The organism is Streptomyces sp. NBC_01571 (genome assembly GCF_026339875.1).
Classification (GTDB): Bacteria; Actinomycetota; Actinomycetes; order Streptomycetales; family Streptomycetaceae; genus Streptomyces.
In genome coordinates, this window is the sequence record NZ_JAPEPZ010000001.1 from 4971720 (window position 1) to 4986304 (window position 14585).

Below are 14585 nucleotides of genomic sequence, written 5' to 3' on the forward strand. Positions count from 1 at the left end.
GAGAGCACACCAGGTGGGACATTCCCTATCAGACGACGGCAGAGTTGACGCTGAGGCGAGCCGTACGCCGCGACCCTGCCCCCGCTCATTCCTCTTTACGGCGGGCGGCCGGGGCGCGAGAGGCATACGCGGCATCCCGTGAACGCGGGGGATGACCCGAGACGCTTCTCGGTTCCGGCGGGAGGCGGCAGGCGGCAGGCGGCAGGCGGCAGGCGGCAGGCGGCAGGCGGCAGGCGGCAGGCGGCAGGCAAAAGAAAAAGGCAAGGAGATCTCTCTCCCTGCCACTCTCAACGTATAGCGCACCGGGGGGCTTGCGGCAAGACCCGGGTGGTAGCGCAAAATCGTCGGCCGAGGCCACAACCTGCGGAAACGGGGCACGACGTGCGTGTGTTGTCGACATATGGGGGACGCGGTGACGTCGAACCAGTGACAGGAGGTTCGACGGAGCTGGAGGCGCCGGTGATTCCATCGACCGCTGCGGTGCAAGGGGACACGACTGCCTCGGAGGTATCGCGATGATCGAGCAGTACGTGTGGGATCTTCAAGAGGCCGACGAGACGCGGGTCGCGGTCGTCGGCGGCAAGGGCGCGCACCTGGGCGACCTGTCACGGATCGAAGGCATCCGCGTGCCGGCCGGCTTCTGCGTGACGACCGACGCCTTCCGGCGGATCACGGCGGAAGCGCCGTCGATCGACGATCGGCTCGATCAGCTGTCGCGTCTGAACCCGGACGACCGGGAGGCGATCCGCACGCTCAGCGCGGAGATCCGCGGGACCATCGAAGGGATCGCCGTCCCGGGCGATCTAGCGGCGGCGATCACCCGTGCGCTCGCCCGGCTCGGCGAACAGGCCGCCTGCGCCGTCCGATCCAGCGCCACGGCGGAGGACCTGCCGACGGCCTCCTTCGCCGGCCAGCAGGACACGTACCTGAACGTCGTGGGACCGGCGGCGATCCTCCGGCACGTCAGCCGGTGCTGGGCCTCGCTGTTCACCGAACGGGCCGTGACCTACCGCCTCCGGAACGGCATCGACCACCGTACGGTCCACATGGCCGTGGTCGTGCAGCGGATGGTCTTCCCGCACGCGGCCGGCATCCTGTTCACGGCCGACCCCGTCACGGGCGACCGGAAGGTCGCCACCGTGGACGCCGGCTTCGGCCTCGGCGAGGCCCTGGTCTCCGGCCTGGTGAACCCGGACGTCTTCAAGGTGCGGCACGGCGAGGTCGTCGCCAGGGCGATCGCCGTCAAACAGCGTGCCGTTCACGCCCTGCCGGCCGGCGGTACTCGGGAGGTGGCGATCGACTCGCGGCGGCAGGAGCAGCCGGCGCTGACGGATGCGCAGGTCGTGCGGCTCGTGCAGCTCGGGCGGCGGATCGAAGCGCACTTCGGCCGCCCGCAGGACATCGAATGGTGCCTGGACGATGCCGGCTTCCAGATCGTTCAGAGCCGGCCGATCACGACGCTGTTCCCCGTCCCCGAGACCGGCGACCAGGAGAATCACGTCTACGTCTCCGTCGGTCACGGGCAGATGATGACCGACCCCATGAAGCCCCTGGGGCTCTCCATGTGGCAGCTGACGGCCATGGTGCCGATGCACGAGGCCGGCGGGAGGCTGTTCGTCGACGTCACCCGGCGCCTGGCCTCACCCGCGAGCCGCGCCGGCCTCCTGGACGTCTTGGGGAGGGGCGATCCGCTGGTCAGGGACGCTCTGGAGACCGTTCTCGACCGCGACGACTTCGTCCCGTCGCTTCCGGACGCGGGTCCCGGCGGGCCGCCGGTCGGCGGCACGTCCGCCCCGGACGAGCCCGATCCGGCCATCGTCACCGAGCTGATCGAGCGCAGCCGCGCGTCCGTCGCCGCCCTGGAGCGCGACATCCGGACGAAGACCGGACCTCCGCTGTTCGACTTCCTGCTGGGCGCGTTCGAGGAGCACAAGCGGGTCCTCGGAGATCCGCTGAACCTTCAGGCGATCATGGCGGGAATGGAGGCCACGTGGTGGCTCAACGACAAACTGCAGGAGTGGCTGGGCGAGAAGAACGCGGCTGACACGCTCACGCTGTCCGCCCCCGGCAACATCACGTCGGAGATGGGACTGGCGCTGCTCGACGTCGCGGACGTGATCCGCCCGCGGCCGGAGGTGGTGGCGTTCCTGGAGGGCGTCGAGGACGAGGGTTTCCTGGACGAGCTGGTGAAGCTCGCGGGCGGTACCGAAGCGCGTGACGCCGTGGAGGCCTACCTCGACCGGTACGGCATGCGCTGCGTCGGCGAGATCGACATCACGCGGCCGCGTTGGCGCGAGCGCCCCACCACGCTCGTGCCCGTGATCCTCGACAACGTCAGGAACTTCGAGCCGGGCGCCGCCGAACGGCGCTTCGAACAAGGGCGGCAGAAGGCGCAGAAGAAGGAACAGGACGTGCTGGCGCGCTTGCGGGCCCTGCCCGACGGGGACCGGAAAGCCGACGAGGCCAAGCGGATGATCGACCGGGTCCGTAGCTTCATCGGGTACCGGGAGTACCCCAAGTACGGCATCGTCAGCCGCTACTTCGTCTACAAGCAGGCCCTGATGGAGGAGGCCGAGCGCCTCGTGCAGGCCGACGTGCTTCCTGAGAAGGAGGACATCTTCTACCTCACGTTCCAGGAACTCCACGACGTCGTGCGCTCGAACGAGGTGGATGCCCGGCTCATCCAGCAGCGCAAGGACGCGTTCCGGTCCTACCACGCGCTCACCCCGCCGCGGGTGCTCACATCGGACGGCGAGGCCGTCACCGGGGCGTACCGTCGCGACGACGTGCCGGACGGCGCCCTGATCGGCCTGCCGGTTTCCGCCGGGACCGTCGAGGGGAGGGCCCGCGTCGTCCTCGACATGGCGGAGGCCGATCTCGAGGCGGGCGACATCCTGGTCACGACCTTCACGGACCCCAGCTGGTCACCGCTGTTCGTCGGAGTCGCGGGCCTGGTGACGGAGGTGGGCGGCCTGATGACCCACGGCGCGGTGATCGCCCGGGAGTACGGCCTGCCTGCCGTCGTGGGCGTGGAGCAGGCCGCCCGGCGGATCCGGGACGGGCAGCGGATCCGCGTGCACGGAACCGACGGGTACGTCGAGATCCTGCCTTGACCGGCCACACGATCAAGCCCTCACCCGCGGCGAACCGCAGTGCCGAGATTTCACCTGTACACAGTTGATCATTCATCCATGTGCGCGTTCTGATGCCGATCATGTCGACGCACCCGCCCTCGCCGTGGGGAGAATCCGCTGATCCGTACGGGCAGCCCCGGGATCCGCAGTACGAAATCCCGTACGGGCAGCCCCGGGATCCGCAGTACGAAATCCCGTACGGGCAGCCCCGGGATCCGCAGTACGAAATCCCGTACGGGCAGCCCCGGGATCCGCAGTACGAAATCCCGTACGGCCGGCAGTACCCGGGTCCGCACGGGCAGCCGAACCAGAGCCCCGAGCAGCACCCGTACGGGCAACCCGAGGGCCGGCCGTACGACATGGGGCAGCCGTACCCGAGTCCCGAGCAGCCCCTGTACGGCCAACCCGATGGCCGGCCGTACGACATGGGGCAGCCGTACCCGAGTTCGTACGGGCAATCGGGCCAAGTGCCGCACGGGCAGCCCTACGCGAATCCACGCAGCCGGCCGGAGCGACCGCTGCGGCCTGACCCGTACGCCGAACTGGGCCGGCTCGATGAGCTGTACACGCAGGCCGGGCCACGTCGTCGGCCCGACCCCTACGCCGAGCTCGGGCGCCTCGACGAGGACTACGCGGCACCTCCCGAGACCCCGATGGCGGCCCCGGCCCACCCGAGCGCCCCATATGCGGCCCCTGAGAAACCACGCCGCCGAAGACGCCTGCTCGGGTGTCTCGGTGTCGTCGCTGTCCTGGTCGTCGGCGGCGGGGGGGTGCTCGCCTACCTCGGCATGACCACGGCCGCCAAGGCCGGCCGGTACAAACTGGCTCCGCCGGAAAGCTTCCAAGGGCTTTCGTCGGACCCGTCCAACACGCTGGCCAAGGGTCTCGTGGCGAGCAACGGCGAGATCGCCAAGGCGGGCGCCACCCCCGCGCTGGCGGCGTACTCCACCCACCTCGGCGACCGCACACCACAGATGGTTCTGCTGGGCGGGTACGGCAAACTCCTCGCCCCCGAGGCCGAGGTGGCGGCCGCCTGGGCCGGGATCGACCGGAGCGGCGGCTCCGTCAAGGACAAGACCGACGAGTCCAGCGGAAAGCTCGGCGGCACGACTCAGTGCGCAGTCGCCACCGCCGGGCCCGCGGAGATGCCCGTCTGCATCTGGGCCGACAACAGCACCCTCGCCATGGTCCTCTTCACCGGACAGATGAGTCGGACCGTGACCCACCCCGACTTCGCGGCACTCGACCAGCGACTGCTCGCCCTGCGCGCCGTCGCCGAGGTGAAAAAGTAGCGGCTGGACACCTTCCATGAAGTTCAAGCCTGACGAGAGCGGCGGGCTCTGGGTGTCCGTGCACGACGGGCCGTCGTCAGCGGCGACTGTCACCGCCCCGTTGTTCGTACCACGAGGTCGTGGCCGACCACCTGACGGCCCAGCCCCACCAAAAAGCCCCCGCCCCGCGAGAAACTCGCAGGTCGGGGGCTTTGAGATGTTCGGATACTTCTTCTTGCCCTGGGTCTTGCCCAAGAAGTTGGCGACCTGCGTATTCGCTGGTCCGAGCGGTGCCTCGCTGCGCCTGCGTAGGTGTCATTGGTCGTCGTTGGCCACTGTTGAGCAACCTCGCACGGCCCAGAGACGGCCCAGGACGCCAGGCCATCCACCGCACCTTCTGATCCGCTGACCCGACCGCGCCTTGGCGGGCGCACGCAACTAGCGGTTCACCCGCTGAGTCGACGACTTGACGCTGATCCAGAGGTGCAGTGCGAGGCGGGCGAGTATGGGGGCGGCTCACCCCGGCGCGACGTGCTGCTCTACGCGAGGACGACGAGACCGCCCGCTGATCCGTGGAGGCCGGCGACGGCGCCGTCGAGGGCAAGAGCCGCTGGTGGGATCTGGTGTGCGAGCCCGGCGCCACGCGCCTCGTTGTGATCTGGTGGCGGACCCCGTACCCGGGTGAGATGTGGCGCGAGCTGCCGCCCGTGAGCCATTCCAGGATGCGGCCGAACCTGACGCTCACCTTGCGGCAGATCCGGTCGGTCGATCTTGCGGAGTAGGGTCGAACCACCCGACCGAGAACCGGCGTCAGTACCACGCCAAGAACTTTGGATCATGCACGTCGACCCGGGCGGCCGCCTCAAGTGTCAGAAACGCTTGAGCAGCTCAGTCTGATCAGGCATGCTCCACGCCCCGAGGGCAGGGGACTTCCGGCGACGCCAGGCTGACACATGCCACGTGCCGGCGCGCTCCAGTCCGCCTCACCACATAGGACACGGTGTAGGTCGACAACCTCACCTGATAGGAAGCCTCGCCGTTTGGGCTCAACTTGCGTCGATCGCTTGCGGGTAGTTGAAGAATCCGGTCGGGTCGTATTTCCGCTTCACGTTGACCAGACGGGGGTAGTTCGTGCCGTAGTAGGCCTGCCGCCAGTTCTTCAGTGTCGGGTCCGGGAAGTTCTGGTAGGCGTGTTCGGGCGACTTGTCGGGGAAGATGTCGGCGTAGAACTGCTTGAGCCAGTGGAGGTTGGCATCGGCGACGCTGGAGAGGTCGTAGTCGGCCCACGAGGTCTCGGCAGCGAAGACGAAGAGGTCGTTTCGGTGTACGAACGCGGTCGCGTTCGGTGGTACCTGGTTGATCTCACCGCCGAGGGCGAACATCGCGAACCCGGCTCCGTCCTCGTTGTTGCTGCCAGGCCAGTCCAGCAGGCGCTCGGCTGCCGCGCTGACCTGCTGATCGGTCAAGAGAGTGCTGGAGTCCAGGATCGCCGATTTGGTGGCAAAGCGATCGATCGGTGTAGTCGCGCTCAGCAGTACGCTCGCCTCACCGGGCGTGACCTGACGAACGGACGCGCTGTTGCGGGCGCGTTCCTCGGCCGTGCCGATCTTGAGCAGCGGGTCGAGAATGGCACGCAGTTCCTGGACAGTGCCGTAGAACTGGCCGATGGCGTTGACGTTGGCATTCGCATGGATCTGTGTCCTGGTCATCCCGCTGGTACCGATACCCAGACGCAGATGGAACCGCCTGTCGCCCGCGGTGTCCTGGGCAATGTGCTGCGCGGCCGCGACCACCGGCAGTACGGAGTCCAGGTTCCAGCGGAGCTGGTAGAACGCCACGGTGCCCTCGAACTGCTCGTACTGGAAGGTGAACGAGGTGTTGACACCGAAGTTGTTGCCGGCTCCGCCGCGGCAGGCCCAGAACAGGTCGGGGTGCGAGTCCTTGCCGGCCTTGACCGCCCGTCCGTCGGCGAGCACAACGGTCGTGGAAACGAGCCGGTCGCAGGTCAGGCCGAACATCTTGTCGCTGAAGCCGATACCTCCGCCCAGAACCAGCCCCGCGACCCCGACGCTGGGGCAACGACCGGTCGGCACGAACATGCCGTGGTCCTCCAACAGCGGATGCAGGTCCCCGTTGGTGACCCCGGCCCCTACGGTGAGGGTACCGGCGTCGTGCACGACCTTCATCGGCCCGTAGACCCGAGAGCGGGCACCGCCCGGCATCGGGGTGGAGACGATGCTCTTCATACGGGCCATATTCAACAGCAGGCCCGTGGTGGTCGAATACCCGGCGTAGTTGTGTCCCAGCCCGGTGCGCGGTACGGCGGGCAGCCCTGCCTCACGAGCCCAGCGGACAGCTGCGGACACGTCCCTGGTGGTCGCGCAGGCAACGATGCCAGCAGGCCGAATTCCGGCGTACCTGTGGTTGAACGGCAAGGCCAGCGACTGGTACACCGAGCCATGCGGCCGGTAGAGGGTGGCCCCAGGGGACAGGGCCTCGGCCAACCGCTTCCAGTCCCGATCGCCAACTGGCCCTGCTGCCTCAGCCGCCGCAGCCGCACTTTCCGGTACTTGAAGCCCCAGCGCCCCAGCAGCGGTTCCCAACACGCCCGCCCGCAGCACGTCTCGCCTGTCGATCACAGCGACCTACCCTCACGCAGAGGTCGCAGGCTCCTCCCGCGATCCCATCGGCCAGTTTGTTGGTCGTCGACGGGAGCCATCCCCGTCGGCTGTCCACTCGCCAGACCCACCACACGAAGGGACGAGAGACGCACCGCCAAACAGCTCAGACACACCCAGGGCCGTTGTCTGCGAACGTGCCGTCAGCGCCTTCACCATGCGGTACTTGGCAAAGGCGCTGACGGCTTTCCGAACGTCCAGAGGATGGGTAGACCCACGCGGTTCTCAAACCGAGAGGTGTGCCGACGCGACTATGGAGTTGCCCACGGTCCGGCCGGCGTGGCCGCGGCGGCGCCCATCGCCCCCACGAGCCCGGATCAGCCCTTCGTTGCCGGGCGTGAGTAGGTGGAAAGTGACGCTGAGCTTGATCTTGCTGCGGTCGGGCTACTAGAGGGTGCCTGCGGAGACGCCGAGCTGTTTGGCCATCGAGGTGATCGAGCGGCTCGAGCCGGACAACAAGTCGCGGGCGGCGCAGTTGACTTCCTCAGTGGCGAGGCTGGGCGCACGCCGATCCGGTCACAGGCGGGGGCGACGGCCGGGCCTAGTAGCCCGACTGCTGATGCGGACGGCCCGGTCGTGTCGGCAGCAGCGCGTTGTCGAACACGTAGTCGCCAACGTTGGTACCGATCACGTTCCCGTCCTCGGCGTCCCAGCGGTAGTGCACGCCCAGCCAGAGTCGGCTCAGCTTGCCCTCCTCGGCGACCTGGCTGAAGTTGGCCATCTTGCGGTACGCCTCGATGGTGTGCGGGTCCTCGGAGTGTGCGATGAACGAGACGTCGTCACGACCGAAGAAGTGCTTCATCGCGCTTGCCCACGCAGCCGTGAAGTTGGCGTGCCCGGAGGTCCAGGCGGAGAAGCACGGGGTGAACGGTGCCCCTGCGCGGTCCGCGCTGAGAGGCTCCCAGGTCGCGTTCGCGCCGCCCGTCGCCTGGATCGCGGACGCCGGGCGCCACAGGTTGATAGGGCTGTCGAACTTGCTGTCCCAGGCCGTGATCCCGGCATCCGCCAACGACAGCGCCGACAGCGCGAACAAGTGGGTGGTCTCGTACGTGTCGAGCTTGAACTTCTTGGCGACGATCCCGGTCAGCTGGAGCAGTTGTCCCGGGGGGTGGTAGGTGCCGTTCAGGTCATGGTCCCAGAACCAGCCGACGACGGTCTGATCGTAGGTGCGCTCGGTGGAGTCGACGGCGCCGACCCGTCGCACCTCGTCGCGCTGGGCCGCGTACTGCGGGCTGGCCACCAGATCGGCGTAGGAAGTGAAGCCGCGCAGGGTGGGAGGCCGGAACTGCGAGCCAGAGCGGAGCACGAACGGCCTCACCTTGCCCCAGTTCGGGGTCACCGCGTCGCTCGGCTGCTTGCAGGCCCCTTCGTCAGCCGTCGCCTCTTCACCCGTCGGCCGCCAGGCTCCGGGTGTGGTGGTGTCGCCGCTGTAGGTCTCCGGGTTGTCCGAACCGTCGCCCGCCCGGGCTTTGTTGATCTGCCTCACCACGCGGTCGACCACCAGGCGGTCGAGGGGGTCGTAGGAGTGGGGGGAGCGGCCGGTCCGGGCCCTGTACTTGGCGTCGATGTACGCCTGATCGCCCGGGTACAGCTGCGAGATCATCCGGTACGCCGTGCGGTCGATCAGCCGCTCCTCCTCGCCCGGACGCGGCCGCGAGTGTTTGTCGGCGTACTTCAGCGGCCGGTTGAGGTACGGCTCGTACTTCAGGGTTCCGTACGTGTACTGATAGGCGCTCTCCGCGTTGTAGATCGCCGCGAAGACCATCGCCCCGGACCTGGACAGTTTGCCGGGCGAGGCGTCCCAGCCCCGCGCATTGCGGAACGTCTGGAGCAGGACGTTGTTCCAGTACTGCGTCGGATCGCCTTTGTGCCCTGTCGCGGCGGCTGCCTGTGGCGCACCGACCGCCACCGGACTCAGTCCGGCGAGCAGTGCACCGGCCACGACGCCGGCCCGTAGCCGTCCCAGGCGTCTGCCGGTACGGCACTTCAAGCGTGGGAGCACGGATTTCACGGCCGACCGACGGCCATGATTGGGCTCGAGAGGCACAGTATTCCTTTCGACGTCGCTGATCGACAGCGGTAGCGTAAGGTCAGATATGCGTAAATAGAGATCAACCACGCCGATATGCCGCTTGCATCCTGCAACTTCATGATTTACGCAGAAATGCTCATCCGGTCATGATTGACGGCCGAGCTGAGCCGTGATCGCCCAGACGTGGAGGTCTCACTCGTGTGAGCGATTTCCGGATCCACCGAAGGGCGGCTGTCTGACACTGACTCCGCGAAGAGAGCGTGCTCGCCCGGCAAGTCGGCCTGCCCTGTGGCCGTTCTTCAACAGGTGGAACGCCGCGAAGTCGCTGACGCCGCCGTCGTACAGGTGCGCCACCAGTGGCGGCTGCCCAACGCCGTACACCTGGTCCACCGCGAGCAGCCGCCCGGGCTCCCGGTCGAGACCGATCTTGCGAACAGAATGTGTGTCCATGCCCAGGGACACTTCCTGCGCATCGGGCTCGTCGAAGTCGCACGTGAACAACAAGGAGAACCCCTCCTCGTCGTCCGACTCGCCACTCTCGCCATCACACAGTCGTCTTGGTCCGGATGGGTCTGATGCAGGTTCGGGTGACAGGTTGACCTGCCCCACGGTTTGGGTTCCAGCTGCGGTGGCTAACTGGCGGCGGGGATGGTGTCTTGTTCGGAGAGTAGTTCGTACTCGATCGGGGTGCGGTAGCCCAGTGCTGAGTGGCGCCGCTGTCGGTTGTGGAAGACCTCGATGTACTCGAAGATCGCGTTCGCCAACTCGACCCGGGTCTCCCACCGTTTGCGGTTCAACAGCTCGATCTGCATCGAGGACCAGAACGACTCCGTCATCGCGTTGTCCAGGCCGTCTCCGACCGTGCCGAACGATGGCAGGAGCCCGGCGGAGCGGATCCTTTCCCCGAAGACCCAGGAGGTGAACTGGGTGCCGTGATCGGCGTGCACTATCCCGCCTGGTTCGGGGCGCCGGTTACGGAGGGCCATGTCTAACGCGTTGACCACGAGGGTGGAGTCCTGTCTGGAGTCGATCGACCACCCCACGATCTTGCGGCTGAACGCGTCCAGGACCGCCGCGCAGTACACCCACCCTTCTCTGGTGCGGTGTTGCGTGATGTCGGTGACCCACAGCTCGTTGGGACGCAGCCGATGGAACTTCCGGTTGACCAGGTCGTCGGCGGTGACGACACCCCGCAGGCGCTTGATCCGCACCGGTCCGGGCAGTCCGTGGATCCCGGCCTGTGTCATCAGGACCGACACGGTCCTCGAGCACACCTGGATGCCCATGCCCAGAGTGAGCTCGGCGTGGACGCGGCGGTAGCCGTAGGTGCCGCGTGAGGCGACGTGGACCTCCCGGATCAGCCCTGTCAGCCACTCCCGTCGCAGCTGCCGCGGTGTGGTCGGGGTGCGCTTGTGTCTCAGGGTCATTGCGTGATCGAGATCTGTCCGGGTTCGTCACGTGAGGCCGAGGGTTCGTAGGGGCCGGAGGTAGTCGCGGCCTGTGCCGGAGGGCGGAGGCGATGTTGGTCTGGCCGTCCTGGCGGAAGACGCTGATGGCAAGGTTGCGCAGGGAAGCCATGGCGCGGGGCAGGGTGCCCGTGCGGACCTTGGAGTCGTCCTCGCGGAACGTGCGGTCCCGGACGTGGTGCAGGAGGTTCTCGATGCCCCAGTGGCCTCTGATCCAGGTGGCGAGTTCGGTGCAGGTGGCGTCGAAGACGCTCAGGCTGGTGATCAGGTAGACGCGCTCGATGGCCAGCTTCCCGGTGCTCAAGTCGCGTCGCCACCGCACCACTTGGATGGCCTGCCGGGCGCCGGGATAGGCCAGGTGGCTGAACGCGGCAACTTTGAGCCGGCGGATCTCTTGGTGGGCGTGGTCGCGGGTGCGGTGGCCGAGCGGGATGTCCCGCCAGGGCAGCTTCCTGACTTGGGCGTACAGGCCCGGATGGTTCTTCTTCACGACAGCCACGTAGTGAGCGCCGCAGCCGATCAGATAGGCCCCGTGATCATGCTGGGTGTGCAGCGCGTCGGCAGTCACCACCGCGTTCTGCAGATCCAGGCCACCCAGAAGGGGTGAGAAGGAGGGGATCTCGTTGGTCTTGGAGGCGACCTGCCGCTGGGCCAGGACCACGCCGTAGTGGTCCATCGCCGCCAGCAGCTGGATCGCCGTGGCGGTCTTGGTCCGCGAACCGCGTACCACCTTGCCGTCGACCGCGATCACCCGCCGCACCGGCCCCTTCTTTGCCTCCGGCTCGGCCGGAGGTGGCGTTCTGGCCTGCAGAAACGCGCCGATCGCCGCGTCCAGGGCATCACCGTCCACATGCTGCAGCAGGCGGCGCACCGTTGCGGCGTGCGGCACCGGTCGCAGACCGGTGAGTGGATCGGCCGCGAAGCCAAGGACACCCAGCGCATACTGCGGGGCATCCGTGATCCATTCGCTGATCGCGATGAGCGAGCGGGCCCCGGTCAGCACGGCCGAGACGGCCGCGCACAGCAACGCGACCGCCGGATACCGCAGTCCCCGCGCATCGCGGGGATCGGTGACCAGGATCAGGAAACGCCGCAGGTCAGCGACATCGCTTCAGGTGAGGGAATCAGTCTGGGAGCCCAGTTGCTCCAGCGCGGAAGGGATGGGCGATGATGTTCGGGCAGGCACGGTCTCGCTCGGTTCTCATGGGTCTCGACAACCACATGATCACCAGCGCCGTGCCTGCTCTGCTCTCCGGGGCCCCTTGCCGCACAACGGACATGACGCCACGTCACCCGCGAGACGGGCGAACCGGACCAATCCCAATCACGCAATGCCCCTGGCTTGTGTCTGTAGTAGTTCTGCCGGGCGACCCCGAGGATCCGGCAGCATCGGTCGACCGGTGCCCCGGCACCGACGAGACGGTCGATCACCGGGTAGAGCCTTTTGGGGCCGGCTTGTCCTCGCCGAGGAACTTGGCGGCCTTGCGGACGATCTCGAGCTCGTTTTCCAGCTCGCGGATTCGTCGCCGTGTTGCAGGCAGCTCTGCGGACTCCTCCGACCCTGCCAGGGCGCCGGCCGTTGTCGATGTCGTCCTGGCGCAACAACTTCGACAACGTGACCGGATGGGCGGTCTGCTTCTGTTCTTTTCCTGCCCGCACCAACGCAATGGCGCGGGCGCGGAACCGGCAGCTCCCGGGCTGTCCTCGACTCCGCCCACGTAAGGGCGAAAAAAGGGGCGAACTCACAGGTCCGAGCCCCGTGGACCGGGGTAAGCCGGGTTCCAAGATGCACGTCCTGTCGGACGCGAGCGGACTGCCCGTCGTCGTCGGCCTCTCGGCAGCCAACACCCACGACAGTCTCGCCCTGAAGCCCATGATCCAGGGTCACCAAACGAGACACGACCCCCACCGCGGCCGGTACTTCAAGCCCCGACGTCTCCACGCAGACAAGGCCTACGACGTCCCTCACCTGCGAAAATGGCTGTGGGGCAAGCACATCGGTGTCCGTATCGCCCGCAAGGGAGTCGAGTCCAGCGAACGGCTGGGGCGCCGACGATGGGTCATCGAACGCACCATGTCCTGGCTGACCGGCTACCGCGGACTCAACCACCGCTACGAACGCCACCCCCGCAACTACCTGGCATTCCTCGGACTCGCCGCAGCCCTCTGCTGCTACAAACGACTCATCCGCCTCACCACATAGGACACGGTCCAAGGCCAGCTTCTCCTTCGGCCAGATCTCGCTGCCGTTGGGAACGCGATGAACGATCCATACTTCATGATCTTCAGGTAGATCAAGGACTCTACCTTCGACATTGATCTCAGCATCGAAGACCTCACCTTCAATCGGACTGGTGAGCCAAGCTCGGCTCCCTTGTCCCGGTCCAGCGTGAGCTCTTCTTCTGACTCGCAGCCGTTGCGGATAGGACAGCAACCAGGCCATGAGCTCTTGCCCCCGACGGGTACACGCCGCACAGGCGGAGACAAGGATGGTGCTCAACGCACCACCTAAGGCATGGTCGACCTGGGCGGCGGCTGCGGGCTTCGTCAGGGAGAGATCCTCGGCGTCGCCGTCGACGCGATCGACTTCGAGTCGGACACGCTCCACGTGGTCCAGCAACTCAAGCTGAGTCGTAGCAAGGCCGTGTTCGCCCCGCCGAAGGGTGGCAAGCTCCGGGACGTGCCGCTCCCGGGGCCAGTCGCTGACGCCCTCCGGGCACACATGAATGAGTTCCCGCCGGTAGAGATCACGTTGCCGTGGAAGGTCGTGGACGGTCCCCCGGTGACCAAGCGGCTCATCTTCACCGGACCGCGCGGGGGTCGCGTCTGGCGCACGTCGCTCAACGAGGAGGCGTGGAAGCGGGCGCTGGCCGGCGCCGGGGTGATCCCGGTCCCCGAGCGTGGCCAGCCCCACGCCGAGTCACGCGAGAACGGGATGCATGCGCTCCGCCACTTCTACGCCTCGGTACTCCTGGACGCCGGGGAGAACATCAAGGCACTCGCTGAGTACCTCGGCCACTCGGACCCGGGGTTGACGCTGCGCGTATACGCACACCTCATGCCCTCCAGCCAGGAGCGCACACGGAAGGCAATCGCAAGCACTTACGAGAAACGCGATACACCTAGGGGCTAAACGAGGAAGGCGGAAGACCTAACCCGGATTAAATAACCCGGGTTAGCAACCGAGATAAGGTAACCCGGACAGCTTAGCCACTTACCTATTCCCCATTCTAAAGGGAAAGATTCCCGACCGGCATGCGGCAACAACAACGGTCCAGAGAACAGGCGGCTCATGGCCGACACGGGCCGGTACCAGGCGACACCGAGCGCTACAGGGCGATACGGAGCGGCATGGGGCGGCACGGAGCGGTACGAGACGACTCTGGAAAGATTGGAGAGTCTGGAAAGACTCCAAGAAATGTTGGAGTGCTCCGGCCGTCCATGACCGTGGACAAGCTGTCCACGCAAACGAACAGGGCGGCTTTTAGCTGCACGTTTGCTGGCACGTGGCGACTATGGGAAAGCTCCAGCGGCATGCGAATGCCGCCCGAGCAAGGGGCGGCATTCGCCTCCATTGCCACGCCCCAGAAATCACCTGTAAGTGAACCGAGCACAGCTGGAGGGCCGCATCGTCCCACGCGTCGGCGTGACCGTCGACATCCATCCGCGCGATCTACCGATCGCGCTCATCGGCACAGCCGGCGGAGCCCTGGCCCTCTGGGCTACCGCCCCCGTCGAGATCGCCGTCCCCGTGGCGCTGCTGATCGTCTTCGACATCCGCATCCGCCGTTGGCGCCGTCGCACCTGACGGCCCAGAGACGGCCCAGGCCGACGAGTAAGCCCCCTACCCACGGAGAACCCGCAGGTAGGGGGGTCACTGACGTCGCGTTACTTCTTCTTGCCCTGGGTCTGGAGGGCCCGATTTCCGGCCCTGGTCAGCGGGTTCCGCACCCCGACTGACCTGTGGCTGGACCCTCGTTGTTGGTCGTTGGTGGTCGTTGCTG

General features: G+C 67.0%; 7 protein-coding genes and 6 pseudogenes. 6 read left to right on the forward strand and 7 right to left on the reverse strand.

Annotation, left to right across the window (positions count from 1 at the left end; all coding sequences use genetic code 11):
- Positions 1-515: 515 nt before the first annotated feature.
- From rph to OHB41_RS22355, 3 genes are all read left to right on the forward strand, one after another.
- Positions 516-3113: a rifamycin-inactivating phosphotransferase gene (gene rph, locus OHB41_RS22345; protein ID WP_266700002.1), complete on the forward strand. Its 2598-nt coding sequence runs from the start codon at positions 516-518 to the stop codon at positions 3111-3113.
- Between the two features lie 101 nt (positions 3114-3214).
- Positions 3215-4426, forward strand: a complete 1212-nt coding sequence (locus tag OHB41_RS22350) for a chromosomal replication initiator protein DnaA (protein ID WP_266700003.1) — start codon at positions 3215-3217, stop codon at positions 4424-4426.
- Between the two features lie 551 nt (positions 4427-4977).
- Entirely contained in the window at positions 4978-5187 is a 210-nt protein-coding gene (locus OHB41_RS22355) for a hypothetical protein (RefSeq protein ID WP_266700004.1), read from the forward strand.
- A 264-nt stretch (positions 5188-5451) separates the two neighbouring features.
- On the opposite strand, the gene OHB41_RS22360 is transcribed toward OHB41_RS22355, so the two are convergent.
- From OHB41_RS22360 to OHB41_RS22385, 7 genes and pseudogenes are all read right to left on the reverse strand, one after another.
- Positions 5452-7044 carry an FAD-binding oxidoreductase gene (locus OHB41_RS22360; protein ID WP_266700005.1) on the reverse strand — a complete coding sequence of 531 codons (1593 nt, stop codon included), beginning with the start codon at positions 7042-7044 and terminating at the stop codon, positions 5452-5454.
- 580 nt (positions 7045-7624) lie between these two features.
- Positions 7625-9025: a vanadium-dependent haloperoxidase gene (locus tag OHB41_RS22365; protein ID WP_266700006.1), complete on the reverse strand. Its 1401-nt coding sequence runs from the start codon at positions 9023-9025 to the stop codon at positions 7625-7627.
- Positions 9026-9442: 417 nt separating this feature from the next.
- Positions 9443-9544, reverse strand: a pseudogene (locus OHB41_RS22370) (NUDIX hydrolase); the annotation flags it as partial.
- Positions 9545-9592: 48 nt separating this feature from the next.
- Positions 9593-9724, reverse strand: a pseudogene (locus OHB41_RS52665) (hypothetical protein); the annotation flags it as partial.
- Positions 9725-9747: 23 nt separating this feature from the next.
- Entirely contained in the window at positions 9748-10542 is a 795-nt protein-coding gene (locus OHB41_RS22375) for an IS3 family transposase (RefSeq protein WP_526024951.1), read from the reverse strand.
- Between the two features lie 178 nt (positions 10543-10720).
- Positions 10721-11608: pseudogene (locus OHB41_RS22380) on the reverse strand (ISAs1 family transposase); the annotation flags it as partial.
- Between the two features lie 314 nt (positions 11609-11922).
- A pseudogene (locus tag OHB41_RS22385) lies at positions 11923-12249 on the reverse strand (IS3-like element ISAar24 family transposase); the annotation flags it as partial.
- 23 nt (positions 12250-12272) lie between these two features.
- Between OHB41_RS22385 and OHB41_RS22390 the strand changes: the two are divergent.
- From OHB41_RS22390 to OHB41_RS22400, 3 genes and pseudogenes are all read left to right on the forward strand, one after another.
- A pseudogene (locus OHB41_RS22390) lies at positions 12273-12784 on the forward strand (IS5 family transposase); the annotation flags it as partial.
- 312 nt (positions 12785-13096) lie between these two features.
- Positions 13097-13714 (forward strand): annotated as a pseudogene (locus tag OHB41_RS22395) (site-specific integrase); the annotation flags it as partial.
- A gap of 468 nt (positions 13715-14182) precedes the next feature.
- Positions 14183-14389 carry a hypothetical protein gene (locus OHB41_RS22400; RefSeq protein ID WP_266700007.1) on the forward strand — a complete coding sequence of 69 codons (207 nt, stop codon included), beginning with the start codon at positions 14183-14185 and terminating at the stop codon, positions 14387-14389.
- Positions 14390-14585 lie beyond the last annotated feature (196 nt).